Genomic DNA, 25317 nt, shown 5'->3' with positions numbered 1-25317 from the left:
GGAAGAATCAGGCCGAACGGGTGGTCAGGGGGCGAGTTCGGTGTCCAGGAGTGTCGTCAGGCTCGGCCCCGCCCCCTGCCGGGCCTTGGCCTGCTCCAGCCGCAGCCGCGCCGAACGGCCGCGCAGGGTCAGTGTCATGAGCTGGTTGCCGAACCAGGGGCCGCCCGTCTTGCGCCAGCTGACCGGCGGGTCCGGGAGGCGGCCGTGCCGGGCGAGGCCGCGGCCGAGGCCCCGTGCCATCGCGCTCCAGCCGATGCGGAACGCCAGGCGCATCGACAGCGGGACCGAGTTGTGGACGGGCGAGCACACGAGCTGCACCACCCGGGCGTCCGGAGCCGAGCCGGGCCAGGAGGGCTCGGCGATGTAGGCGTGGTGCACATCGCCGGACAGCACGCACACCGTCGCCGGCGCGTCCCGCCCCGAGCCCGCCTCGGCGATCAGCTCCGCCAGCCCCGCGAAGGACGCGGGGAACGCCGACCAGTGCTCCAGGTCGGCGGCGCGCCGCACCTTCTCCCCGAACCGGGCCCACCGGGCGCCCCGCTCGCCGCCGCACAGCGCCGCGTTCCACCCCTCGGCGTCATGCACCAGATGCGGCAGCAGCCAGGGCAGCGAGGTGCCGATCAGCAGGTGGTCGTACGCCTCGGGCGTGTCCCGCACCTGCTCGCGCAGCCAGGCGTCCTCGCCCGGGTCGAGCATCGCGCGCTCGTCCTCGGCCAGGACCCGGGCGGCCCGGCTGTCCACCATCACCAGGCGTACGCGCCCGAAGTCGCGCCGGTAGCTCCAGCGGACCGAGGCCGCGTCGGCGTCGGCCCGGGCGGCGAAGGTGCGCAGCACATCGGTGCCGTCGGAGGCCTCGCACACCGCCTCGTACACCGGGTCGGCCGCCAGCTCCTCGAGGGAGAGGTTCCCGAGGTGCTGGTGGACCCAGTACGACATCAGGCCGCTCAGCAGCCGCTCCTGCCACCAGTCGGTGGAGCGCATGTCGGCGAGCCAGGCGGCGGAGGTGTTCCAGTCGTCGATGACGTCGTGGTCGTCGAAGATCATGAAGCTGGGCACGGTGGACAGCAGCCAGCGGATGCGCGGGTCGAGCCACGACTCGTAGTAGAGGTGGGTGTATTCCTCGTAGTCCGCGACTCCGTTGCCCGGCCCTTCCTTCAGGTCGCGGCGGCCCGCCAGCCAGCGTTGCGTGGAGTCGGAGGTCTCGTCGGCGTACACCTGGTCGCCGAGCAGCAGCAGGACGTGCGGCCGCTCGCCCTCCGGGTCGGCCGCGAGGCGGGTGGCGAGGGCGTCCAGGGCGTCCGGGCCGACGGGGTCGTCGCCGCCCGCCGGCGGGGAGGCCCAGCGGCAGGAGCCGAAGGCCACGTCGAGGCCGCCCTGTGGCCCCGGCGCGTGGATCGCCGAGGGCGGGAAGGGAGAGCCGGGCAGCGGCCACACCTGGGCGCCGTCGAGGAACACCTCGTACGTGGTGGTCGTGCCGGCCGTGAGGCCGGTCACCGGGACCAGCGCGTAGTGGTGGCCCGCGATCTGGAAGCTGCGGGCCGTGCCGCCGGCGCCGTCGGCGCAGCGCACCTCGGCGGTGCACGGACGGCTCGTCTCGACCCACACGGTCGCGGACGAGCCGTCGGTGTACCTCAGCAGCGGTCCGAGGCGCAGTGCGCTCATGTCGTTCCCCTTCCGTCGCCCCGTACGGTACGGAACGACGGAGGTCAGCGGGGAGGTCCCGACACGAAATCAGCGTGTCAGCAGCTCGCCAGGTGGTTCTGCAGCGCGGACTTCTCGGCCGAGTCGACGGAGAGGCCGTAGTAGTACTTCACCTGCACCCAGGCGCGGACGTAGGTGCAGCGGTACGCCGTCCGGGAGGGCATCCAGGTGGCCGGATCCTGGTCGCCCTTGGCCTGGTTGACGTTGTCGGTGACCGCGATGAGCTGCGGGCGGGTGAGGTCGTTGGCGAACGACTGGCGGCGGGACGTCGTCCAGGAGTCGGCGCCGGAGTCCCAGGCCTCGGCCAGCGGGACCAGGTGGTCGATGTCCAGGTCGGAGGCGGCGGTCCAGGTGGCGCCGTCGTAGGGGGAGTACCAGCTGCCGCTGGTGGCGGCGCAGGAGGAGTCCTGCTGGACGTTCGAGCCGTCGCGCTTGAGGACGACCTCGCGGGTGTTGCAGGTGCCGGACTGCGTGATCCAGTGCGGGAAGAGGTCGCGGTTGTAGCCGGTGCGGTCCTCGGCCGTCACGGTGAGCGTGGCGAGGTAGGAGCGGGCGGTGGCGCCGCTCACGGGGGTGGGCAGGGCGGCGGAGGCCGTGGGGGCGTTGAAGAGGGCCACGGAGGATATGAGGGCGGTGGCCGCCGCGGCCACGCTCAGCCGTCGACGCGCGTAGAACCTGGGCATGCGAACTCCCTGGGCAGAGGGGGGTGTTGGCTTGCGAGCGAGGGGAATGCTCGCGGTGCCGTGTTGCGCACAGGTGTGCGCCCGGTGAGAAGTTAGTGACGCGTCCATGACATGACAAGGTTCCGGCGGAAAGTTTTCACGCCGGGGGCGTCGCGTAGCATGGACGGCGCAGAAGGGGAGTAGCTCTTCGCCGGACCGTCGACATACTGCTCAGCTCGCCTGAGCCGGCGCCCGGAGGCCGGTCCTTTCCCGGACCTGCCAGCGAGACCTTCGGCAAAGCAGTGCACGCCCGTGCCCCCCGGCGCGGGCGCCGAGTGTGCTGCCGTGCCGAGGTGTCGTGTGTGAAGGTCCAGCACTCTCGGTGGGGCAGCCCCGACCGATTGAGGAACCCTTGATCAGCCTGACCGTCACGGCCGTCGTCTTCGGCGTCGTCTTCCTCGCAGAACTGCCGGACAAGACCGCCCTCGCCGGCCTCGTCCTCGGCACCCGCTACCGCGCCTCCTACGTCTTCGCCGGGGTCGCCGCCGCCTTCGCGCTGCACGTCGTGCTCGCCGTCGCGGCCGGCAGTGTGCTGACGCTCCTGCCGCAGCAGATCGTGCAGGCCCTCACGGGCGTGCTCTTCCTGGGCGGGGCCGCGGTGCTGCTGCTGAGGAAGGGCGAGGACGAGGAAGAGGTCCGCAAGCCGGAGAACCAGTCGTTCTGGAAGGTCTCCGGTGCCGGGTTCATGCTCATCCTGGTCGCCGAGTTCGGCGATCTCACCCAGATCATGACCGCGAACCTGGCCGCCCGTTACGACGATCCGCTCTCCGTCGGCCTGGGAGCGGTGCTCGCGCTGTGGGCCGTGGCCGGCCTCGGCATCGTCGGCGGCAAGGCGCTGATGAAGAAGGTGCCGCTGCGGCTGATCACCCAGATCGCGGCGCTGGTGATGCTGGCGCTCGGGGTCTGGAGCCTGTGGGAGGCCGTGACCGGTTGAGCCGGGCGAGCTGAACAGTCGGTGAATGTCCGCGGGGGCCCCTGGCGCGCAGGCGGACTTGTTTTGTACCGTGGAGGAACAAAGTGGCCTCCGCCCGTTTTCCCTGACCGGCGGGCGGGGCCGCCTTGTCCCTCCCGGGGACGTGACGGCCGTGATCCGCCGTCCGCCCCCTCCCGCGCTGGTACGCGCCCCGAGCCTTGGAGCTGCCGATGACGGCCACCGCCGTGCTCACCGCCCGCGCCCTCCTGCTGGACATGGACGGCACCCTCGTCAACTCCGACGCCTCGGTCGAACGCGTCTGGCGGCGCTGGGCCGAGCGTCACGGGCTCGACGGGGACGAGGTCATGAAGGTCGTCCACGGCCGGCAGGGCTACGCCTCCATGGCGCTGCTGCTGCCCGGCCGGCCGATGGAGCAGAACCACGCCGACAACGCCCGGATGCTCGCCGAGGAGACGGCCGACACGGACGGTGTCGTCGCGATCCCCGGCGCGCCGGAGTTCCTGGCCTCGCTGCGGGGGCTGCCGCACGCGCTGGTGACCTCCGCCGATGTGCCGCTCTCGACCGCGCGGATGGCGGCGGCCGGGCTCGAACTGCCCGAGGTGCGGGTGACCGCGGAGTCCGTCGGGGCGAGCAAGCCCGACCCGGAGGGTTTTCTGAAGGGTGCCGCCGAGCTGGGGATCGCCCCCGCTGACTGTGTCGTCTTCGAGGACTCCGGGGCCGGGATCGCGGCGGGGCGCGCCGCCGGCATGACGGTCGTCGGGATCGGGCCCCGGGCCGCGTTCCACGAGCCGGACGTGGTGGTCGAGGACCTCACGAAGGTGCGCGTGGAGGCCACGGCGGACGGGACGATCCGCCTCCACATCGGCTGAACCCCGGCTGATCGGGTCGCCCCGGCTGCGAGGGGACGCGCGTCACCCGGGTGGAGTCGCTGCGCGCGTCACGCGGGCGGCGATGATGCGTGCGCACTCCAGGGACTCGGTGTGCGTCGTGTCCACCTCCACGTCGTAGCTCAGGCCCTCGTGCACGACGCGGGCCTGGGACGCGGCCATGCCGCGGACCCGGTCTCCCCGCGCGACCTCACGGCCCGCGGCGACCTCGCCGTCGCACCGGACGCCGACCCACAGCACGGCCAGCCCGGACAGCGCCTTCTCCCACCGCTGCCGGGACGCCGGACCGCCGAGGAAGACGTCGTCGACGATGATCCCGGCCCCGGCGCGGGCCATGGCGGCGATGCCCTCGGTCCAGGCCGCGTCCAGGGCCCGGAACTCCGCGCCCACGCTCACGCCGCCGTCCGCCCCGAAGGTGATCCCGCCGTCCGAGTCCCGCAGCTTCGCGGGCAGTGCCTCCACGAACGAGTCGACGCCGAAGGCCAGCCACGGACCGGGCAGGACGTCTTGCAGGCACCGGACGATCCCGGACTTGCCCGAGCTCGAACCGCCGTTGAGAACGATCACTTGAGTGGTCACGGCGTCACAGTAGGGCGGCCGGACCGGTCACGGCTCCCGGGTTTCCGACTCCAGCTTGGCCCTGGTCTCCCGGTCGTAGACGCCGAGGTCGTCCACCTGGATGCCGCGCGACCACTGGTAGGTGCGGACCGCGTCCTCGAGCCGGTCGTCGAAGGTGCCGTCGGTGTCGTCGTCGTAGAGGTACAACTGGCGCAGCCGGAGCTGGAGTTCGCTCACCTCCGGGCCTCGGTCGCCCAGGCGCAGGACGGTGGGGCCGGTCTTCTGGCGGCCGCTGTCCGGGGGCGCCTGTTCGGGGCCGGTCGCGGGGGCGGACGTCTGCGGTGCCGACGGGGAGGGCGACTGCGACGGGCTCGCCGAGGCGCTCGGTGCGGACGGCGACGGGGAGGCGGACGGGCTCCCGCTGCGGGAGGGTGAGGGAGCCGGTGCGGCGGGCGCCGGTGGAGCCGCCGACGCGCTGCCCCTCGGGGCCGTGGAGGCCGCGCTGCTCGACGGGGCGTCCGGCACACCCGCCCGGATGCCGTCCGGCAGGGCGGTGTCCCGGGACGGGCTCTCGTAGGAGAACAGCCCGGTCGCGTACCCGGCCGCCGTGACGACGGCGACGCAGGCACCGGCGGCGGCGATCAGCAGGGTGCTGCGCCGACGCGGCCGACGCCTGCCCGACCGGCCCTCCTGCGGCGCGCCACGGTCTGCCCCCACCGTGCCGTCGAACATGCGCAGGTCGGTGACGCTCGGCTCGGTCGCGACAGGGGCCAGGGGCGGCGGAGGCACCGGGGCGGCGGGAGCGGCCGGCAGCACGGCGGTCGCGTCCGGGTCGACCGGGCGCAGGGGCATGGTGACGTCGGCGGATGAGGCCGGCTGAGCGGCGCTCCCGGGGGGTGAGACCTCGGCGCTCGGGAACGTCGCCCCGGTGTCCGCCGCCGGGGCCTGGCCCGGTGTGCTCGTGGCGGTGGGCCCGGGGTCCTGGGTGCGCGTGGCGTGCGCGGGGCCGGTTTCCGGCCGCCGGTGGGTGTCTTCGGGTCTCCGCGGGGCGTCCGGGTGCGGGGGCGGAGCGCCGGTGTCCGTCGCCGCCCCGGCCGGTGCGCTCGCGGCTGTGGGTCCGGGGGTCTCGGCGTGCGGTGTCTGCGCGGCGCCGGTGCCCGGCCGCCGGGGCGCGCCGTCACGTGCCCGCGGGGGAGCGGAGGCGCCCGGACGGGAGGCGTGCGGGGTCGTCTCGGGTGAGTCGGCCGGGGGCGCGGTGGACGGGGCGTCCTCGGACCCAGCCCTTGGTCCCCCCGGGCGTGCGGGCGTCGGCGCCTCGGCCGCCGAGGAGGGCTGCCCCTCGCCGGACGTACGGGAGGCGGCCTCGCCCGGTCCGGCGGACCCGCCGCCGTCGATCTCCACGTACGGGCGGATCCTCAGGGGGTCGAAATCCTCCGCTGCCGCCGCCTGGGCCGTGCGGGCGTCGCGGAGGGCCTCTGCGGCGCGGTGGGTGCAGGCGCAGGCGGGGGTGTTGTCCCGCTGTCTGGGTGCGCCGCACTCCGGGCACGGGTGGCCGTTCGGCGGTTCCACGCGTTCCTCCCTCCCCTCGCGAACTCCAGAGATTATCCAGATCTTCTCCACAGCGCGGTCGACGAGCCCCCGGAACCACGGCTTCCAAAAGGGCCCGGCGGGCCATAACAGGTCACAGCGGTCACGATGGAAAATGTCACAGGAGTCTCGGGAGGTCTCATGGCCGGTGACGGGAACGCAGCCACACTGTCGCCCCAGAACGCCACAGCTCAGGAGCAGGTGGCCGGGAACGTCCTGGTCTCCATCGGCGCGCTGCTCCTCGGCATGCTGCTCGCCGCCCTCGACCAGACCATCGTGTCGACCGCGCTGCCCACCATCGTCAGCGATCTCGGCGGTCTGGATCACCTGTCCTGGGTGGTCACCGCGTACCTGCTGGCCGCGACGGCCGCCACCCCCCTGTGGGGCAAGCTCGGCGACCAGTATGGGCGCAAGAGGCTCTTCCAGACGGCGATCGTGATCTTCCTGATCGGATCCGCGCTGTGCGGCACGGCCCAGGACATGGGCCAGCTGATCGCGTTCCGGGCTCTCCAGGGGCTCGGCGGCGGCGGGCTGATCGTGCTGTCGATGGCGATCGTCGGCGATCTGGTGCCGCCTCGTGAACGGGGCCGCTACCAGGGACTGTTCGGTGCCGTCTTCGGCGCGACCAGTGTGCTCGGACCGCTGCTCGGCGGGCTGTTCACGCAACACCTGAGCTGGCGCTGGGTCTTCTACGTCAACCTGCCCGTCGGTGTCGTCGCGCTCGCCGTGATCGCGGCCGTCCTGCACATCCCGCGCACGGCGCGCCGGCATGTCATCGACTACCTCGGCACCTTCCTCATCGCCGCCGTCGCCACCTGCCTGGTGCTGGTCGCCTCGCTCGGCGGGACGACCTGGGCCTGGGGGTCGTGGCGGATCGTCGGCCTCGCGGTCCTGGGCGTCGTCCTCGCCGTCGCCTTCGTGGCCGTCGAGCGGCGGGCCGCCGAACCCGTGCTGCCGCTCAAGCTCTTCCGCGTGCGCACCTTCACCCTCTCCGCCGTGATCAGCTTCGTCGTCGGGTTCGCGATGTTCGGCGCCATGACCTACCTGCCGACCTTCCTCCAGGTCGTGCAGGGCGTCAGTCCGACCATGTCCGGTGTGCACATGCTGCCGATGGTGCTGGGCCTGCTGCTGGCCTCGACGGCCTCCGGGCAGATCGTCAGCCGCACCGGCCGCTGGAAGGTGTTCCCGATCGCCGGCACCGGCATCACCACGCTCGGGCTGCTCCTGCTCCACCAGCTCGACGAGCACAGCTCCACCGCCGAGTTGAGCGGCTTCTTCTTCGTCTTCGGGCTCGGTCTCGGCCTGGTGATGCAGGTCCTCGTGCTCATCGTGCAGAACGCCGTCCCCTACGAGGACCTGGGTGTGGCGACCTCCGGCGCGACCTTCTTCCGCTCCATCGGGGCCTCGTTCGGTGTCGCCGTCTTCGGCACGGTCTTCGCGGGCCGGCTCGGCGACCAGCTCACGGACGCCTTCCGGGGCACCCGGCTCCCGGCCGGCGTCTCGGTCGACGCGCTGGAGGCCGACCCGCGCGGCATCGCCGCCCTGCCGCCCGGCCTGCGCCCGCCGGCCCTGCACGCCTACGCCGTCTCCATCACGGACGTGTTCCTGTACGCCGCCCCGGTCGCGCTCCTCGGCTTCGTGCTGGCCTGGTTCCTGAAGGAGGACCGGCTGCGCGGCTCGGTCACCGCCCCCGACGTCACCGAGACCCTGGCCAGCAACCCCGTCGAACGCTCCTCGTACGACGAGGTGTGCCGCGCGCTGTCGGTGCTCGGCACCCGCGCGGGGCGGCGCGAGATCTACCGGAAGATCACCGCCCGGGCGGGCTACGACCTGCTGCCCGCGACGAGTTGGATGCTGCTGCGGATGCGGCGCTACGGCTCGGTGGAGCCGGGCGTGCTCGCCGACACGATGCCGGTGCCCCTGACGGTCGTCATGGAGGCCGCCCGGCAGGCCGAGGAGCGCCGCCTCGCCGTGCGCCGGGGCGTCGACATGCTCCTGACCCACCAGGGCCGCGAGGTCGCCGACCGGCTGGCCGAGGCCCGCGAGGAGTCCCTCGCCGAGCTGCTCGGCGACTGGTGGGGGCCGGACCGGCCGACCGATCTGGTGGACCTCGTGCGGGAGATGAACGGCGAACTGTGCGGATCGCGGCGCGAGCGGCCGTACGGCGCGCGCCCCGCGCGGGAGTCGGCCTGAGATCAGGCCAGGTCCTTGCTGAACCAGTGTTCCGCGTACGGGTCGTCGTTGTGCGGCGCCGTCTCCCGGTAGCCGAGGCGGGCGTACAGGCCGCGGGCCTCGACGAGATCGCCGCGGGTGTCGAGGATCATCCGGGTGGCGCCGAGTGCGCGTGCGGCGTCCTCGGCGGCCCCGACCAGGAGCGGGGCGCCGCCCCTGCCGCGCATCGACGCGTGCAGGAACACCCGGGTGAGCTCGGCGGTCGTGCCGTCCAGGAGCCGTACGCCCGCGCTGCCGGCCGGCTCACCGCCGTACCGGGCGATCAGCAACCGTCCCCGCGGCGGCGCGAGATCGGCACCCGGCCGGGCGGCGATCTCCCGCTCCAGCTCGGCCGGGTCGGTGCGGCGTCCCTCGTGCAGCAGGTACCAGCGGTCGCTGACCTCGGTGTAGTAGGCCCGCCAGAGGGCGGCGGCGACGGGGGAGTCGTACGGTTCCGGCGTCACGGTCCAGGTCATGAACCGCATTCTTCACAGGCGCCCCACCGGACACGCAATCGAATAGTTCCGGCCGTGTGTTCGCGCCCCGGTTGCGCCCGGGCGCCGTTTGGATACGGGCTTTGGGGCTACCCGACGGGCGAACCGGCTCGCGAGGAGAGCCGGTTGGGCCGAGAACCCGGAAGGCATTCATGTCCACTGGCCTGATCATTGCTCTGATCGTGATCGCGGCGGTCGTCGTCATCATCGCGGCCGTCATGACCCTGCGCGCCCGCGGGCCTCGGCGTGGCCCGAGCCTGAAGCGGCGCTTCGGACCCGAGTACGACCGGGCCGTGGCCCGGCACGACGGTGACGCCAAAGCGGCCGAGCGCGAGCTGACCGAGCGCGTGCAGCGCCACGGCGACCTGCGCGAGCGGTCGCTGGAACCGGCACAGCGCGAGCAGTACGAGGCGCGCTGGACGGCCGCCCAGGAGCGGTTCGTCGACTCGCCGCGCGAGGCCGTCGCCGAGGCGGACCGGCTGCTCGCCGAGGTCGCCGGTGCCCGGGGCTTCCCGGACGGCGGGCAGTACGAGGAACAGCTGGCCGCGCTGTCGGTGCACCACGCCCACCACGTGGACGGCTACCGGCGCGTGCACCGCGCGGCGCATCTGCGCGCGGAGGACGCCCGCGACGGCGGCCAGGGTACGGAAGACATGCGTGAGGCCATGGTGGCGGCCCGCGCCCTGTTCGAGGAGCTGGTGAAGCCGGCCCGCCACGACGGCGGCCACCCCGGCGGACGCCACGAGGAGGGACGGCACGACGGGCACCACCGTGCCGGACTGAACGGCGGCCGCAAGGCTCCGGCCCGCGGCGGCCATCTGCCGTGGGCGATGAACCGACGTCAGGCGAAGGAGAGTTGAGGCAATGACCGACATGACCCGCCCGCCCGGCGACCATACGCCGGCCGCCCCGGACGCCCGCGGCGAGAGCGCTCTGGGCACCGGCCGCCACCCGACCGCACCGGGCACGGGCCACGACACGGCCCGGGACCTGGAGGCGGACCGTGGCACCGGCCGTGACCTGGGCGCGGACCGTGGCGTAACCCACGGCACCGACGCCGACCGCGCCGCGGCGCACGGTACGGATGTGCCGGGCGCCGACCGGCCCGGCGGCACCGAAGTCCGCCGCGGCGACCACGGCACCGGCACCGGCACGGACAAGGCCGGCGCCGTGAAGAACCGGTCCCGCCTCCTCGCCCACGAGGAGTCCGACAAGCTCGGCTCGCAGTTGCAGCACGCCGTCGCCGGATTCGTCGACGGGCCCCGGGCCGCCGTCGAGGAGGCCGACCACGTACTGGAGGAGATAGCGGCCCGGTTCACCGAGGCCGTCACGCAGCGCCGGCGCACCCTGCGCCACTCCTGGCAGTCCGTCGAGGGCGGCGAGAGCAGGTCCGTGTCGTCCGCCGACACCGAGCAGCTCCGGCTGGCCCTGAAGGACTACCGCGAGCTGGCCGAACGGCTGCTGCACGTGTGAGACGGGGTCGATCCCCCCGTCACCGGTCCGCCCGGCGCTCCCGCCACTGCCGTACGACGTCCTCGACGTCGTACGGCTTCTTTCCCAGCGGGGGGCCGGGCGGCGGCTTGAACATCATGGCGCGGACCTTGTCGTTGATCTCGCCGATGATCTTCCGCACGATCCGCTCCGAGGGGGCCGCGAGCGCGGCCTCCAGCGCGTCCTCCGCCTCCTTGCGCAGCGCCAGCGTCGGCGGGAGCACGGAGAAGCCCTCGCGGGCCATCTTCCGCTTGACCCACCACAGTTCGTCGTAGGCACTCTCGACGTCACGCGGGAGCGGTTCGCCCGCTCCGGGCAGCCGGTCGAACTCCCCGCGCGCCTCCGCGTCACGGATCTGCTTGTCGACCCAGGACTCGAAGTCGACGCCGGGTGGCTTTCGCTCGGTCATGAGGCCATTGTGCCGGACACCGCGCGGCCTGGCGTTCTATCATGCGGCGGGCGAAGGGCCCGGCAGGCCCACCCAGGACGTTCTCAGGAGGAGCGCACGTGCTCGAACTCACCATGGCCACCGTCGCGGAGGCGGAGGCGGGTGCCACGGCCGGCATGCTCATGGCCGAAGCGCCCAGCGAGCCGGGCGCGGTGCTGCGGGTGGGCCGCGACAAGTCCGTGTGCCGGCTGAGCACGCCGGACGACTGGCTGTTCGTCTCCCGCGTCCACCTTGAGTTCCTGTGCGGTCCGGAGGGGACCTGGCAGGTCACCTGGCTGCGTGGCTCCCAGCCCGACCCGTCCTCCGAGGTGCGGCTGATCATGGGGGAGTACGTCCAGCCCCTCGCCTACGGCGGCACCGTCCCGCTGCCCAGGGGCGGCAGCGGCGAGATCATCGTCCAGGACCGCACCGCCCCGCGCAGCGTCAACGTGGGCTTCTACCACGAGGCGTGACGGCGCGGGCTCACGCCAGCACGCGCGCCAGCGCGAACCCGTCGTAGCCCTTCATGCCCACCGTCTGGATCGCCGTGCCGCTCAGCCGCGGATGGCCGGCGATCAGCTCGATGGCGGCGCGGGTGCCCGTCACGTCCGGGGCGGTGCTGTCCGCGTCGACGACCCGGCCGCCGCGCACGACGTTGTCGAGGACGATCAGGCTGCCGGTGCGGGCGAGCTTGATCGCCCACTCCACGTAGTGCGGGTTGTTGACCTTGTCGGCGTCGATGAAGACCAGGTCGAACGGGGGCGGGTTCTCGTCCGCCAGCTTGGGCAGCGACTCCAGGGCCGGGCCCACCCGCACCTCGACCAGCTTGTCCAGGCCGGCGCGGGCGATGTTGCGGACGGCGACCTCGGCGTGCAGGGGGTCGTACTCCAGGGAGACCAGCCGCCCGTGGGCGGGCAGGGCGCGGCCCAGCCAGATGGTGCTGTAGCCGCCGAGGGTGCCGATCTCCAGGATGTGGCGTGCGCCCTGGATCTGGGCGAGGAGCTGGAGGAGCTTGCCCTGGTTCCCGGCGACGTTGATGTGCGGAAGCCCGGCGGCGTCGCTGTCCCGCAGGGCGGCCGCCAGGGCTTCGTCGTCCGGGGCGAGGTGGGCGGTGAAGTAGGCGTCGACCTCGTCCCAGACGTGCGACTCGCTCATGCACCTCTACCTTTCGTCAGCATAGTTAGCATCCCTAACTACTGGCGCTGACGAAGATAGTTGGTCGCGCGGGTCGCTGTCAGCGGGATTTCACCCGGCGTGTCGGCCCGCCACCGAGGGGGCCGAGCCGGGCAGCGGACGACCCGCCGACTCCGCCATGCGCCACACCGCGAAACCGCCGATCACGGCCGCGGCCATCATGTAGTAGGCGGGCATCATCATGTTCCCGGTGGCGCCGATCAGGGCCGTGACCACCAGCGGCGTGGTGCCGCCGAACAGGGACACCGAGACGTTGAAGCCGATCGACAGCGAGCCGTAGCGGACCTTCGTCGGGAACAGTGCCGGCAGCGCGGAGGGCATCGCCGCGGTGAAGCAGACCAGCAGCAGGCCGAGGGCGCCCATGCCGAGCGCGACCGCGATCAGGCTGCCCTGGCGGATCAGCAGCAGGGCCGGGACGGACAGCAGCAGGAAGCCCGCGCAGCCGGTGGCGATCACCGGGCGGCGGCCGACGCGGTCGGTCAGCGCACCGGCGAACGGCTGGACGACCATCATCACGGCCATCACGCCGAGGACGACCAGCAGGCCGTGCGTCTCGTCGTAGTGGAGCTGGCCGGTCAGGTAGCTCGGCATGTACGACAGCAGCATGTAGTCGGTGACGTTGAAGACCAGCACCAGGCCGACGCAGAGCAGCAGCGCGCGCCACTGACCGGTGACCATCTCGCGCAGCGGCGTCTTCGGGCGGTTGTTCTCGGCCTTCTCCGCCTCGGCCGCGAACGCCGGGGTCTCCTCCAGACGCAGCCGCAGGTAGAGGCCGATGATGCCCATCGGGCCCGCGATCAGGAACGGGACGCGCCATCCCCAGGAGGTCAGGTCGTCGGCGGAGAGCAGGGCGGTCATGATCGTGACCAGGCCCGCACCGCCGATGTAGCCGGCGAGTGTGCCGAACTCCAGCCAGCTGCCGAGGAAACCGCGCCGCTTGTCGGGGGCGTACTCGGCGATGAAGGTCGAGGCACCGGCGTACTCGCCGCCGGTGGAGAAGCCCTGCACGAGGCGGGCCACCAGGAGCAGGATCGGCGCGCCGACACCGATCGTCGCGTACGACGGGATCAGACCGATCGCGAAGGTGCCCGCGGCCATCATGATCATGGTGAGGGCGAGGACCTTCTGGCGGCCCACGCGGTCGCCGAGCGGGCCGAAGACCATGCCGCCGAGGGGGCGGACCAGGAAGGCCGCGGCGAAGGCGCCGAAGGTGGACAGCAGCTGCGCGGTGGGGTTGCCGGAGGGGAAGAAGACCTTGCCGAGCGTGACCGCGATGTAGCTGTAGACGCCGAAGTCGAACCATTCCATGGCGTTGCCGAGCGCCGCCGCCTTCACGGCGCGCTTGACGAGCGCGGGGTCGGTGACGGTGGGGTCGGGGGTCTTCGCGGCGCGGCTCTTTCCGAGGGCGGGGGCGACGACTGAGGCAGTCGACAAGACTCGCTCGCCTACCTTTCGACGGGGACAGGGACGCGGTCCCGCGCGGCGGCGCTGTCGTACGGGCCGAAAAAGCGACGATAGGCGGATTTGATCCGCTTACGGGCGGTACGCATTTCGTTGCACACGGCACGTAAATCGTGGCTGTGCTGGTGCTTCTGCCCGACGGAAAGCGGTCACAACCGATCTTCATGTGACCCTTATCGCGTCCGCGAGAAGTGATCACATCTTCTGCGCACGGTCGTCGTTGCCCGCGTCTTCTTCCCCGGAGGCGCGCGATCCCCATAGGGTTCACGGGAGGAATCTCCGCATTCCGGACATGTGGGGTTAAGTGGCGGGAAAGGCCGACCAGGCGTGGCGGATGCAGATCACGGCGGACGACCGGCGAAAGGCTCCCGAGCGACGGCCTCCGGTGAGGCCCGCACCCGCCTGCGCGCCGCCCGCCTCGGGCTGTGGCTGATCGCCGCCCTCCTCGCCGCCCGGCAGGTCGCCGTCGTCCTCGCCACCCCGCGCGGAGAGCGGCTGACGGACCTGGAGACCTGGGTCGGGCCGAACGGCGTCCTGCACGTGAACGGCTCGCTGTACGACTCGACGCGCTTCACGGGCACCCCCTTCGGCGGCCTCGCCCTCAAGCCCCTCACCCGTTCGGCCGAACAGGCCCTCGGCTGGGGCTGGACCTTCGGCACGCTGCTGCTCGTCGTCACCCTCGGTCTGATCGCCGCCCGCGCACTGCCCCAGCCGGTCAGCCGCCGCACCGCCCTGCTGGCCGCCCCCGTCGCGGTCAGCCTGCTCATGCTGTCCCTGCCCGTCCGCAACACCCTGTGGCTCGGCCAGACCAGCATCATCCCCGTCCTGCTCGTGCTGCTCGGCTGCTTCACCGCGCACGGCCAGCGGACCAGCGGTCTGCTCATCGGCCTGGCGGCGGCGCTCCAGCCCACCCTGCTGCTGTTCGCGCCCCTGCTGTGGTTCACCGGCCGCAGCCGCGCCGCGCTCGCCACCGGCGCCACCTTCGCGGCCTGCACCGGCCTCGCCTGGGCGGCGATGCCGCACGACTCCCACCGCTACTGGGTGCACCACATGGCGGGCGTCGGCCTCGGCGGCCCGGCCGACGACCTCGCCAACCAGTCCCTGCACGGAGCCCTGCTCCGGCTCGGCCTCACCGGCCCCCTGGAGATCGCCCTCTTCCTGGCCCTCGGCGCGGCCGTCGCCGTCCTGGCCCTGCGCCGGGCCGTGCGCTGCTTCCGCGACGGCCAGTTGCTGCTCGCCGTCGCGATCACCGGCTGCGCCGCGATCGCCGTCTCGCCCACGGCCTGGCGGCACCAGCTGCTGTGGGTGCTGCTCGCGGTCGCCGGCCGGGCCGGCAGCCGTGCCTCCGACCGGTACGTGTGGCCGGTCGGCGTCGTCCTGGTCATGACTCTGCCGGCCACGATGCTGCTGCCGGACCTGGACGCCCTCCACCCGCTGCGCGACAACGCCGTCCTGCTGGCCGCACTCGCCGCGGCCACGGCCGTGCCGTTCCTGTCCCGCGCCTCGCCGTACTACCGCTCGCCGCTTCCGGTCGCGTACGCGCCCGCCGTCCCGGCCCGCTTCCGGCGCGTGCCGCTGATGCCGTTCCTGCGCCGGGTCCTCACCCGGCCCAACCCGCTCCTCGAACTGCTTCTCCTGCGCGTCACCTACGCCGCCTACTCCGAGGTCCGGCTCGCCGCCACCGGCGGCAGCAACTCGGCCGGACGCGCCGAGGCCGAGGAACACGGCACGCAGATCCTCGGCCTGGAGCGCGCCCTGCGCCTCGACATCGAGCACTGGGTCAACCACACCGTCGTCAGGATCGACTGGCTGCGGGACTTTCTCGACCACTACTACACGTCGTTCCACTTCATCGTGCCGCTCACCGTCCTCGCGGTCCTCTACCTGCGCCGCCCCGGCGACTACCGCTGGGCCCGCTCCGCCCTCGGCTTCGCCACCCTGCTCGCCCTGGCCGGCTTCTGGCTCTACCCGCTGGCACCGCCCCGTCTGATGCCGTCGCTCGGCTTCATCGACACCGTGCACGGCGTCCAGGACTTCTCCCGGCCCGACTACGGCACGCTCACGCACCTGACCAACCAGTACGCGGCCATGCCGTCCCTGCACTTCGGCTGGGCGCTGTGGTGCGGACTCGTGATCGCCGTCCTGGCGCCGCGGTGGTGGATGAAGGCGCTCGGCCTGCTGCATCCGCTGTGCACGGCCTCCTCGATCGTCGCGACGGCCAACCACTGGGTGCTCGACGCGGCCGGGGGAGCGGTGGTGGTGGCGGCGGGCTTCGGCCTCACGTACCTCCTCCAGGGCCCGCGGGCGCGCACGGGGACGGCGGCCGCCGAGTTCAGCAGCGAGACTGCGGATCAGCGGAAGGACCGTACTCGGAGCTGATCCGGCCCAGGTGGGCCGAGTGGTCTGGTCGCCGTGGGCGGGGTTCATCGGCGGGTGAAGACCGCTATGTCGTTCCCGAAGGCGCAGGCCAGCAGGCCGTCTTCACTGAGCGAGACGGCACTGCACGGGCCGGGCAGGTGGATGACGTCGAGGGTCGTGCGGTGTTCCAGGTCCCAGATCCGGACGGTGTTGTCGGCGGAGCCGGTGAGGGCGACGGGGCGGCCGTCGAGTTCGGTGAGAGACACCGTCCAGACGGATCTGGTGTGGCCGGTGAGCGGGCGACCCAGGGGGTGGCAGGTGGGCAGCTCCCAGATTTGCACGGTCCAGTCCTCGGAGCCGGTCACGGCGATCGGACGGTCGTTCAGCTGTCCCACGGCCAGGGTTCTGAAGGAGTGGCTGTCCGGTGTCCTCGCGAGGGTGTGACCGGTGATGGGGTCGTGGGACCGCAGCTGCTGACCCAGGCTGCTGGACGCGAGAACAAGGTGCCCGTCGACGACGCAGCAGTCGGCCCACATGCCGATGTCGTCCACGACAAAGCGCTCCGTCAACTTGCCCGTCGCCAGATCCCAGACCCGGACCGAACCGTCCATTGCGCCCGTCACCACGACCTCGCGATCGTTCAGCCCCACACACGCCGTGCACGACTGGTAGTGGTCCTCGGCCACGAAGGGCCGGTGCACCGCACGCCTCGTGGCGAGGTCCCAGACCAGCACACCACCCCTGCTGGTACCGGAGACAGCGATCGGACGGCCGTCCAGTACTTTGCACGTGATCGACCCCACCTCCTCCGCGTGGTGGGTCAACGGCTCGGAGCTGCGGAACTCCGGCGACAGGTGCCACACACGCATAGTGGTGTCCTGGGAGCCGGTGACCAGGACCGGCAGGCCGTCCACCCTCGCGTGATCGAGAGCGAGAACGCGCTGGGTGTGCCCGACGACCGGGCTGCCGAAGGAGCGGCGGGAGAGGTCCCAGATCCGGAGGGTGTCGTAGGCGCTCGTGATGACGACCGGCCGGCCGGCAAGCTCCGCGTACGCCACGGACAGCAGGGGGAAGGCATGACCGCCGATGGGCGGTCCCACGGGCTGCCGGGCCTCCAGGTCCCAGATCTGCGCCGTCCCGTCCTGATAGCCGACGACTGCGACAGTCCGGCCGTTCAGCACGGCGCACACCACCGACGAGGCCCAGCCCTCGTGCCCCCCGAACTCGCACACGATCTTGCGCTCCCCGGGATCCCAGACCCTCACCCGGCCACGGTCGTCGGCGCTCACGACGACGGGGCGGCCCTCGAGTTCCGTGAACGTCACATCGTGGTACCAGGTGTTGCCCGTCCTGCCACCAAGCCGCCCCACACGTCGACGGGTCGTCAGGTCCCAGAGGCACAACGAGTCCGTCGAGCCGGTGACGACGGCCGGACCGTCGCTCAGTACGGCGCAGGCCAGCGCCTTCACCGACCCGGCACCCACCACCGGCCGGCCCAGGGCCTGGCGGGTGGTCAAATCCCACACTCGCACTGTGTGGTCGGAGCCGCCGGTGACAGCGACGGGGCGGCCGTCCAGTTCGGTGCACGCCACCGCGTAGACCGCGTCGGAGTGGCCGGCCATCGGCTGGCCGATCGCCCGACCGGTGCCGAGGTCCCAGAGTCGTACCGTCATGTCGTGAGAGACGGTGACGGCGACCGGACGGCCGGCCACCTCGGCGCACGCCACCCCTTTGATCTCCCCCGTATGTCCGGTCATGGGTACGCCGACCTGCTCACCGGTGGCCAGGTCCCACATCCGCACCGTCAGGTCCTTTGAGCCGGTGACCGCGACCAGTCGGCCGTTCACTTCCGTGCAGGCCAGTCCCTCCACCAGCCCCGTATGGCCGGTCAGCGCATTCCGCAGATTGCTCGACACCTGCCCACCGGACGCCGCCAGCGGTCTCCACGCCCGCTTGCCCGCCTTCGCGTTGAGCGTCTCGACAAGGTGCGGCACGTTGAACCGCGCCGCCTCCACCGCAAGCACCTGGCGTCGCGCCGACGTATCCAGATGCCGAAGCACGTGCAGGCAGGAGCGGAACACCGCCGTGTTCAGCTGAGCCTCGTCGCTCTCGGCCTCCAGGAGACGGGGCATGAGCGTCTCGTAGTCCGCGTGAACCAGGTACTCGATGTCGGACAGCAGGGCGTCCAGCTGACCGGCGGCGGCGTGGGTCGCCAGGTGTCGAAGGGCGTACGGGTGGGCTCGGGCCCAGTCGGGCGAGCCGTCGACGGCGTACGGCACGGACCGCCGCAACACCGTTGTGAACCCCCGCTGCACCCGCCCCGCGTCCTGCCCCTGCCGCAGATACTCCGCCATCGACTCGTGGTACAGCCGGTACACCGACCGCCCGTCCTCCATCGCCTCCACGACGTACGCCCCGGCGTCGCGCCGCAGTTGGTGGATGTCATCGTTCGTGTACGGGTGGCCGGCGAGTTCCGAGGCGAGGGGGGCCCAGATGTCCTCCCAGGGCAGGCCCTGGCCCTCGGCATAGGCCAGAGGGCGGAGGAGCGCGAGGATCCGGGCGGCGTCGTCGCCGAAACGCTGGTGGAGGTCGCGGTGCATGGCGTCGGCCGCCGCGCTCGGGAGGGTACGGCGCCAAGCCGGGTCGAAGGGGTCGGGGAGGTCCGGGGTCGCGGCGAGGGTGCCCGCAGTGATGCGGGCGACCAGGAAGCAGTTGGCGGCGGCGGTGGCGACCGCTTGGGCCACCCCCATACGGAGGTCCATGGGACAGTCGAGGTAGGGCGAGTCCGGGTGGGCGTCCAGCAGGTTGCGGACCGTGTAGACGAGCACGGCCTCCGGGTCGGCGTACCGGGGCGAGTCGAGGTTGATGTGCTCGTCCGCGTGCAGGCCGAGCGGACCGAAGAGGTGCGGTCTGGTGCCTAGGAGCAGGCGCAGGTGCGGGGCCGCCAGTTCCCTCAGGGGGCGGAGTACCTGGCTGCACAGGGTCGTCGGTGTCGCCGCCTCGTCCAGACCGTCGACGAGGATGACGTGCGGGCGGTCGGGGACCGGGCGGGCACCGAGGTGGTTGAGGAGGTCCGCCACCGCCTCCGCCGGAGGCAGCCGCAGTGCAGCCGCCATCGCCCGGACGATCTGCTGGTCGGTGAGGCTCTGTGCGTACACCGTCGTGCCGATCGCGTGAGGGCGCGGAAGCTGGTTCTCCCGCAGCCCGATCGACGCCAGCGGCACCGTACGCCGGTACTCGGGATCGCTCACCGCAGCGAGCAATCCGAGCACGGCGGTCTTGCCGGAGCCCGGCGCGCCGGTGACCACCAGGGCCGGGCACGCCTCGGCGGCGGGGGCCGCGAGCCACTCGGTGATGTCGTGGAGGGCCCGGTGGCGGCCCGAGAACCACCAGCCGACCCGGCTTGGGTCGCTGTGGCCCATCGCCCGGCGCAGCAGCCGCGTCCGGAACTCCACGTCCCGGCGTTTGTCCTGCTCGTCCCACTCGGCCGCCTGTTGCAGGGCCATGTCCGTGTGGGAGAGCCGGTTGTCGTGCTTGGCGTTCGGCAGGAACGGTGGGATCTCGCCGGTCAGACCGATGATCTCCAACCCTATGTGCTGGAAGTCGGGGCGCTTGGGGTTGGTGCGGGTGGCGTTGACGACCGCGTCCAAGGCCAGCAGGGGCGGTGTGTAACCGGCCGTGGCGAGGCTGGTCACAGCCTCCGTCAGCAGTTCTGGGAACGCCCCCGTCTGCGCGAGTTCCCGCGGTTGCGCCGAGGTGATCACCGCCAGACCGGCCTCGTCCTCACGCCAGTCGTTCTTCAGCCTGGCCATCGTGGACAGCAGTTCGTTGCCGCCTTGGCCTGAGAAGCAGGTGTCCAGCATCAGCAGCAGCCGGCGCACCTTCGTCCCGGCGAGGATCTTGCGCGCCAGCGTGCTTGGCAACAGCGCGTCATACAAGTCGTCCGGCTCGGTGTCCGCGGTCAGCAGTACGTAGTCGCCGTTGTCGAGGACCTCCCCGTGCCCCGCGAGGTACACGGCGATGACATCGTCCGGACGGCGCTCCGGCGACCGGCAGAACTCGCGCAACTCGCGCGTCAGCTGATTCTTCGTCGGGTTCAGACCGAGGTCGGAGACATGTGTGTAGCCCAGCTCACCCGTGAACAGCTCTACGATCCCGCGCCGGGCATCGGCCAGGCCCGGTCGATCCCACTCAAGCTCGGCGGGAGCGTTGGGGTAGTGGCTGATCGCGATGGCGATGAGGTAGCGCCGCGGCTCGGCTCCGCTCATGCCAAACCCCCCGCCACCGCCTCGCCCGTCTCCTTCGCCGTGAGGTAGAGGGCCGCGTCGTGCGCGTGCGAGCCGTTGTGGACGACCTTGCCGGTGACGCCCGGACCGAAGAACAACGACAGGTCCTGCACGGCGGCGACGACATCACCCTCGTCGACGACGTTCGTCCACGACGACGTCCCCGGCCACGTATCCGGCCCCGGCCGGAGACGGTCGACCACCATCCGCATGCCCAGCGGCGATCCCAGCGTCACCAGCGCCCGCACGCCGTGCCCTGGCCGTGCGCACAGAGCCTCGAACGCGACGACCGAGCCCAGTGAGTGCGCGACCACGACCCGTGTGTCGGGTCCGATCGCCTCCTCGACCCTTCTCCTGGCCGTCACCCGCAGATCCTCGTTTGTGAGATAGCGGCGGACCTGCTTCAGGTCGAAGACGAGGGCCCGAAGGGAAAGGCCCCCGAAGAACCGCGAGTGCTGGAGGATCCTGAGGGCCGTCTGCGCCGCGCGCGGGGAGCGGGCCAGTGTGTCCCCGGCGGGCGGCGGCACGGCGGGATCGACCCGTGCGCACGCCGCCCACCACTCCATCAGCAACCCGGCTTCCAGATCGTCCACGTCGCCCGCCGTGAGCATTGGATCGCCAACGGACAGGGTGTGCCCGGCGGGCCGGAACAGGTCGCCGTAGAACGCCATGTGCAAGTCACCAGCGGTCAGTTCCGGGCCCCCCGCCCGGTCGAGCCCGTCGGCGAGTGCCGGCTCCCAGTCCTTCAGCAGCGTGTTGCTTCCCAGCCGCTGCTTGCCCACTCCGTGCACACCGACAATACGCGCCATCGCAGCCGTCCCCCGAGCTCAACAGGACTGTTCACTCTAGAGCGACGAACTCGGCCGCGCATTCGAACCACACGGTCTTCCCGCCCCCGGACCACAGCGACACGCCCCACTTGTCGGCCATCGCGTCGAGCAGGAGCAGTCCTCGGCCGTTCTCCGCGTCCGTGTTCAACGAGTCCGGTGTGCGCGGCAGTTCGTCACTGCCGTCCGTGACCTCCACCCGTACGCCGGTGCGCTGCCGCAGCAACAGCAGCGCGCAGCGGCGGTCCGGGACGTGCCGTACGACGTTGGCGAGCAGCTCGGTCACGCCCAGCTCCACGGCGTCCGACAGCTCGGGCATGCGCCACTCCCCGAGGAAGGAGCGGACGATACGGCGGATGTGCCGCGGGGCGTGCGAGCCGACGGTGAGGCGCATCGCGTACTGGGCGGGAATGTATTCGTTCACAGGACGAGCCTGACGTGCGGTGACTACCCTCGGCTACGGAACGGATACAACCCGTCCCGTGGTGGACGGAGTTGCGTGAGAGGGGCTCTGCGTGACCAACATCAACGCCCTTGACCCAGGTGCGTCCCCGCTCGACTACTACGGCTATGAGCTACGGCGCCACAGGGAGGCGGCCGGGCTGACGCTGAAGCAGCTCGGGGAAATCCTCAACTACACCGGCTCACTCGTGGGGCAGATCGAGACAGCCCGCAAGGTTCCGACACCGGAGTTCAGCGAACGGGCGGACGCGGCGCTGGGCACGGACGGCTTGTTCTCCCGGCTCGTCGAACTGGTGCTGCGCAGTCGGCTTCCGGCCTGGTTCCAGCAGGTGGCCGAGCTGGAGATGCGGGCCACGGAGATCTGTTCCTTCCAGACGCACATGGTCCTCGGGCTGCTCCAGACTCCGGGGTACGCGCGGGCTGTGCTCGGCGCGTTGGACCGTAGCGACCTCGAAGACCGTACGGCGGTGCGTCTGGCTCGCCAGCGGGTCTTCGACAAGGGGGAGCCGCCGGTCTTCTGGGCGGTCCTCAGCGAAGCCGCGCTGCACCTGGAGATCGGTGGGCCGGAGGTGATGCGGGAGCAACTCGCGCACTTGTTGTCGTTCGAGAACAACCCCCGGATCAACATTCAGGTGCTGCCGCTTTCGGTCGGGGCGCACGCGGGACTGACAGGCTCATTCGACCTCTACCACTTTGCCGGCGACCCGACCATCGTCTACACGGAGAGCTACGGCAGCGGGCATCCAACAGCGAATCCGGACACCGTCAAGAACTGTTCGCTCCGTTACGATCATCTCCGAGCTGCCGCGCTCTCGCTCAAGGACTCGGCAAGACTCATCCGGCGCGCAAGGGAGGAACGCTATGGAGATGCAGTGGCGTAAGTCGTCCTACAGCAGTGACCAAGGCGGCCAGTGCCTCGAAGTCGCCGAAACCCCGGAGGCCGCTGTCGCCATACGCGACAGCAAGAATCCGGCGGGACCGATGCTCACCCTCGATCCCGCCGCCTTCACCACCTTCGTCAACTGGACGTCTACAACCGCTGAATGATCGTGCCGGTGGCCAAACCGCCCCCCGCACACATGGTGATCAACGCGAACTCCTTGTCCGCGCGCTCCAGTTCGTGAAGAGCCGTCGTGATGAGCCGGGCCCCGGTCGCTCCCACCGGGTGCCCGAGCGCGATCGCGCCGCCGTTGACGTTCACCTTCGACAGGTCCTGGTCGAAAACCCGCGCCCAGCTCAGCACCACGGACGCGAACGCCTCGTTGATCTCCACCACGTCGATGTCCCTGAGGGACATCCCCGCCTTGCCCAGGACCGCCCTGGTCGCGTCGATCGGGCCGTCGAGGTGGAAGTGGGGGTCGGAACCCACCAGCGCCTGGGCCACGATCCGGGCCCGGGGCCGCAGCTTCAGCGCCCGGGTCATCCGCTTCGACGCCCACATGATCGCCGCCGCCCCGTCGGAGATCTGCGAGGAGTTGCCGGCCGTGTGCACCGCCGTGGGCATGATCGGCTTCAGGGAGGCCAGGGCCTCCGCCGTCGTGTCGCGCAGCCCTTCGTCCTTGTCGACCAGGCGCCACATGCCCTGCCCGGCGTGCTGCTCCTCCTCGGTCGTGGGGACCTGGACCGCGAACGTCTCCCGTTTGAAGCGCTCCTCCGCCCAGGCGTGCGCGGCCCGCTCCTGGGAGGCGAGGCCCAGCGCGTCGACGTCCTCGCGGGTCAGGCCGCGGTGGCGGGCGATGCGCTCGGCGGCCTCGAACTGATTCGGCAGGTCCACGTTCCACTCGTCGGGGAACGGCTTGCCCGGCCCGTGCTTCGAGCCCGACCCCAGCGGCACCCGCGACATGGACTCCACCCCGCACGAGATGCCGACGTCGATCACACCCGCCGCGACCATGTTGGCCACCATGTGCGAGGCCTGCTGCGAGGACCCGCACTGCGCGTCGACCGTCGTCGCGGCCGTCTCGTACGGAAGTCCCATGGTCAGCCAGGCCGTGCGCGCGGGATTCATGGACTGCTCGCCGGCGTGGGTGACCGTACCGCCGACGATCTGCTCGACGCAGTCGGCGGGGATGCCGGTGCGGCCCAGGAGTTCGCGGTAGGTCTCGCCCAGGAGATAGGCGGGGTGCAGATGGGCGAGCGCGCCGCCGCGCTTGCCGATCGGAGTGCGTACGGCTTCGACGATCACGGGTTCGGCAGCCATGGGTGCGGGTCCTCTCCGGGAGGCTCAGCGGAACTAGTACGCGTTCTAGTTCTGCAAGCAGTGTGCTGAGGCCCGCTCGGTGACCGCAAGGGTCGTGCGGGCAATTGGCGGGCCCGTGCCCCTTGCTACTTGTAGAACCCGTTACTACCGTCACCGCAACTCCGCACAGCTGATGGGCCGTCAGACCTCAGAGTCGGTACGAGTGGTGGGAGCCGCCCATGCCCTGTCCCGCGCTGCCCGACGGGTTCGACTTCACCGACCCCGATCTGCTGCACCGCCGTGTGCCCCTGCCGGAGTTCGCCGAGCTGCGCCGCGCCGAACCGGTCTGCTGGGTGCCGCAGCCGGCCGGTCTCGCCGGCTTCCAGGACGAGGGGTACTGGGCGGTCACCCGGCACGCCGACGTCAAGTACGTCTCCACGCATCCGGAGTTGTTCTCGTCGTCCCTCAACACGGCGATCATCCGCTTCAACGAGCACATCGAACGCGACGCCATCGACGCGCAGCGGCTCATCCTGCTGAACATGGACCCGCCGGAACACACCCGGGTCCGGCAGATCGTGCAGCGCGGGTTCACGCCCCGGGCCATCCGGGCGCTGGAGGAGCGGCTGCGCAACCGGGCCCGCTCCATCGTCGAGGCGGCCCGCGCGCACACCGGGCCGTTCGACTTCGTCACCCAGGTCGCCTGCGAACTGCCCCTCCAGGCGATCGCCGAGCTGATGGGCGTCCCCCAGGAGGACCGGGACAAGATCTTCGACTGGTCCAACAAGATGATCGCGTACGACGATCCCGAGTACGCCATCACCGAGGAGGTCGGCGCCGAGTCGGCCACGGAGATCATCGCCTACGCGATGAACATGGCCGTCGACCGCAAGCGGTGCCCGGCCCACGACATCGTCACGCAGCTCGTCGCGGCCGAGGACGAGGGCAACCTCAGCTCCGACGAGTTCGGTTTCTTCGTGCTGATGCTGGCCGTCGCGGGCAACGAGACCACCCGCAACGCCATCACCCACGGCATGCACGCCTTCCTCACCCACCCCGGGCAGTGGGAGCTGTACAAGAGCGATCGCCCGGAGACGGCGGCGGAGGAGATCGTGCGCTGGGCGACCCCCGTCGCCGCCTTCCAGCGCACGGCCACTCAGGACACCGAACTCGGCGGCAAGCGCATCCGCGCGGGCGACCGGCTCGGACTGTTCTACGCCTCCGCCAACCACGACCCCGAGGTCTTCGACGACCCGGACACCTTCGACATCACCCGCGACCCCAACCCGCACCTCGGCTTCGGCGGCGGCGGCCCCCACTACTGCCTGGGCAAGTCCCTCGCCGTGCTGGAGATCAACCTCATCTTCAACGCCATCGCCGACGCGATGCCCGGGCTGAAGCTCGTCGGCGATCCGCGGCGGCTGCGCTCGGCGTGGATCAACGGGGTGAAGGAACTGCCGGTCAGCACGGGCTGAGGGACATGGCCCCTGGGCATGGCGAAGGCGACGACCCCGGGGATCAGGGGGCCGCCGCCTTCG

At 71.5% G+C, this 25317-nt stretch carries 22 protein-coding genes; 10 read left to right on the top strand and 12 right to left on the bottom strand.

Features of this window, described 5'->3' with window-relative positions; genetic code table 11:
• Window positions 1-24 precede the first annotated feature (24 nt).
• Window positions 25-1662: an alkaline phosphatase D family protein gene (locus tag ACFY9E_RS08545; RefSeq protein ID WP_390980712.1), complete on the bottom strand. Its 1638-nt coding sequence runs from the start codon at window positions 1660-1662 to the stop codon at window positions 25-27.
• 77 nt (window positions 1663-1739) lie between these two features.
• A complete protein-coding gene (locus ACFY9E_RS08540; RefSeq protein WP_390980710.1) occupies window positions 1740-2384 on the bottom strand; it encodes a DUF1524 domain-containing protein in 645 nt (214 codons plus the stop codon).
• Window positions 2385-2775: 391 nt separating this feature from the next.
• Between ACFY9E_RS08540 and ACFY9E_RS08535 the strand changes: the two genes are divergently transcribed.
• Both ACFY9E_RS08535 and ACFY9E_RS08530 read left to right on the top strand, forming a co-directional pair.
• Window positions 2776-3357 (top strand): TMEM165/GDT1 family protein, encoded by a 582-nt coding sequence (locus tag ACFY9E_RS08535; RefSeq protein WP_386492518.1) that lies wholly within the window; start codon window positions 2776-2778, stop codon window positions 3355-3357.
• Between the two features lie 209 nt (window positions 3358-3566).
• The gene (locus ACFY9E_RS08530; protein ID WP_390980708.1) at window positions 3567-4226 is read left to right on the top strand and encodes an HAD-IA family hydrolase; all 660 of its coding nucleotides are present in this window, start codon (window positions 3567-3569) and stop codon (window positions 4224-4226) included.
• 42 nt (window positions 4227-4268) lie between these two features.
• On the opposite strand, the gene cpt is transcribed toward ACFY9E_RS08530, so the two are convergent.
• Window positions 4269-4823 carry a chloramphenicol phosphotransferase CPT gene (gene cpt / locus ACFY9E_RS08525; RefSeq protein ID WP_390980707.1) on the bottom strand — a complete coding sequence of 185 codons (555 nt, stop codon included), beginning with the start codon at window positions 4821-4823 and terminating at the stop codon, window positions 4269-4271.
• A 27-nt stretch (window positions 4824-4850) separates the two neighbouring features.
• On the bottom strand, window positions 4851-6371 hold the full coding sequence (locus ACFY9E_RS08520; RefSeq protein ID WP_390980706.1) for a peptidoglycan-binding protein: 1521 nt from the start codon (window positions 6369-6371) through the stop codon (window positions 4851-4853).
• A gap of 159 nt (window positions 6372-6530) precedes the next feature.
• Between ACFY9E_RS08520 and ACFY9E_RS08515 the strand changes: the two genes are divergently transcribed.
• Window positions 6531-8582 carry a DHA2 family efflux MFS transporter permease subunit gene (locus ACFY9E_RS08515; protein ID WP_390980705.1) on the top strand — a complete coding sequence of 684 codons (2052 nt, stop codon included), beginning with the start codon at window positions 6531-6533 and terminating at the stop codon, window positions 8580-8582.
• 2 nt (window positions 8583-8584) lie between these two features.
• On the opposite strand, the gene ACFY9E_RS08510 is transcribed toward ACFY9E_RS08515, so the two are convergent.
• On the bottom strand, window positions 8585-9076 hold the full coding sequence (locus ACFY9E_RS08510; protein ID WP_390980704.1) for a GNAT family N-acetyltransferase: 492 nt from the start codon (window positions 9074-9076) through the stop codon (window positions 8585-8587).
• 170 nt (window positions 9077-9246) lie between these two features.
• Here ACFY9E_RS08510 and ACFY9E_RS08505 point away from each other — a divergent pair, with 170 nt between their 5' ends.
• Both ACFY9E_RS08505 and ACFY9E_RS08500 read left to right on the top strand, forming a co-directional pair.
• Complete coding sequence (locus ACFY9E_RS08505; protein ID WP_390980702.1) at window positions 9247-9954, top strand: hypothetical protein; 708 nt, start codon at window positions 9247-9249, stop codon at window positions 9952-9954.
• Window positions 9955-9958: 4 nt separating this feature from the next.
• Window positions 9959-10567 (top strand): hypothetical protein, encoded by a 609-nt coding sequence (locus ACFY9E_RS08500; RefSeq protein ID WP_390980700.1) that lies wholly within the window; start codon window positions 9959-9961, stop codon window positions 10565-10567.
• 19 nt (window positions 10568-10586) lie between these two features.
• Here the strand turns inward: ACFY9E_RS08500 and ACFY9E_RS08495 are convergent, their stop codons facing one another.
• On the bottom strand, window positions 10587-10994 hold the full coding sequence (locus ACFY9E_RS08495) for a DnaJ family domain-containing protein (RefSeq protein WP_390980698.1): 408 nt from the start codon (window positions 10992-10994) through the stop codon (window positions 10587-10589).
• Between the two features lie 98 nt (window positions 10995-11092).
• Here ACFY9E_RS08495 and ACFY9E_RS08490 point away from each other — a divergent pair, with 98 nt between their 5' ends.
• Window positions 11093-11485: a hypothetical protein gene (locus ACFY9E_RS08490; RefSeq protein ID WP_390980697.1), complete on the top strand. Its 393-nt coding sequence runs from the start codon at window positions 11093-11095 to the stop codon at window positions 11483-11485.
• A gap of 10 nt (window positions 11486-11495) precedes the next feature.
• Here ACFY9E_RS08490 and ACFY9E_RS08485 read toward each other — a convergent pair whose 3' ends face one another.
• Window positions 11496-12167, bottom strand: coding sequence for a class I SAM-dependent methyltransferase (locus ACFY9E_RS08485; RefSeq protein ID WP_390980695.1), 672 nt, complete (start codon window positions 12165-12167; stop codon window positions 11496-11498).
• Between the two features lie 90 nt (window positions 12168-12257).
• The gene (locus tag ACFY9E_RS08480; RefSeq protein ID WP_390982009.1) at window positions 12258-13541 is read right to left on the bottom strand and encodes an MFS transporter; all 1284 of its coding nucleotides are present in this window, start codon (window positions 13539-13541) and stop codon (window positions 12258-12260) included.
• Between the two features lie 453 nt (window positions 13542-13994).
• Between ACFY9E_RS08480 and ACFY9E_RS08475 the strand changes: the two genes are divergently transcribed.
• Window positions 13995-16046 carry a phosphatase PAP2 family protein gene (locus ACFY9E_RS08475; protein WP_390980693.1) on the top strand — a complete coding sequence of 684 codons (2052 nt, stop codon included), beginning with the start codon at window positions 13995-13997 and terminating at the stop codon, window positions 16044-16046.
• 44 nt (window positions 16047-16090) lie between these two features.
• On the opposite strand, the gene ACFY9E_RS08470 is transcribed toward ACFY9E_RS08475, so the two are convergent.
• The 3 genes from ACFY9E_RS08470 to ACFY9E_RS08460 are packed head-to-tail and all read right to left on the bottom strand — an operon-like array spanning window position 16091 to window position 21562.
• A complete protein-coding gene (locus ACFY9E_RS08470) occupies window positions 16091-20293 on the bottom strand; it encodes a caspase family protein (RefSeq protein WP_390980692.1) in 4203 nt (1400 codons plus the stop codon).
• Window positions 20290-21120 (bottom strand): hypothetical protein, encoded by an 831-nt coding sequence (locus ACFY9E_RS08465; RefSeq protein WP_390980690.1) that lies wholly within the window; start codon window positions 21118-21120, stop codon window positions 20290-20292. Before ACFY9E_RS08465 ends, ACFY9E_RS08470 begins: the two co-directional genes overlap by 4 nt.
• A 31-nt stretch (window positions 21121-21151) precedes the next feature.
• Window positions 21152-21562, bottom strand: coding sequence for an ATP-binding protein (locus tag ACFY9E_RS08460; protein WP_390980688.1), 411 nt, complete (start codon window positions 21560-21562; stop codon window positions 21152-21154).
• 91 nt (window positions 21563-21653) lie between these two features.
• Here ACFY9E_RS08460 and ACFY9E_RS08455 point away from each other — a divergent pair, with 91 nt between their 5' ends.
• Window positions 21654-22481 carry a Scr1 family TA system antitoxin-like transcriptional regulator gene (locus ACFY9E_RS08455; RefSeq protein ID WP_390980686.1) on the top strand — a complete coding sequence of 276 codons (828 nt, stop codon included), beginning with the start codon at window positions 21654-21656 and terminating at the stop codon, window positions 22479-22481.
• On the top strand, window positions 22462-22647 hold the full coding sequence (locus ACFY9E_RS08450; protein ID WP_390980684.1) for a DUF397 domain-containing protein: 186 nt from the start codon (window positions 22462-22464) through the stop codon (window positions 22645-22647). Before ACFY9E_RS08455 ends, ACFY9E_RS08450 begins: the two co-directional genes overlap by 20 nt.
• On the opposite strand, the gene ACFY9E_RS08445 is transcribed toward ACFY9E_RS08450, so the two are convergent.
• A complete protein-coding gene (locus ACFY9E_RS08445; protein WP_390980682.1) occupies window positions 22631-23800 on the bottom strand; it encodes a steroid 3-ketoacyl-CoA thiolase in 1170 nt (389 codons plus the stop codon). The two genes, ACFY9E_RS08450 and ACFY9E_RS08445, sit on opposite strands and share 17 nt — an antisense overlap.
• 218 nt (window positions 23801-24018) lie before the next feature.
• Here ACFY9E_RS08445 and ACFY9E_RS08440 point away from each other — a divergent pair, with 218 nt between their 5' ends.
• Window positions 24019-25254, top strand: coding sequence for a cytochrome P450 (locus ACFY9E_RS08440; protein ID WP_390980680.1), 1236 nt, complete (start codon window positions 24019-24021; stop codon window positions 25252-25254).
• The last annotated feature ends 63 nt before the right edge of the window (window positions 25255-25317 follow it).

The organism is Streptomyces sp. NPDC012466 (assembly GCF_042955215.1).
GTDB lineage: Bacteria > Actinomycetota > Actinomycetes > Streptomycetales > Streptomycetaceae > Streptomyces.
The sequence above is the reverse complement of the archived record's forward strand: the minus strand, read 5'-3'. Positions and strand labels throughout refer to the sequence as shown.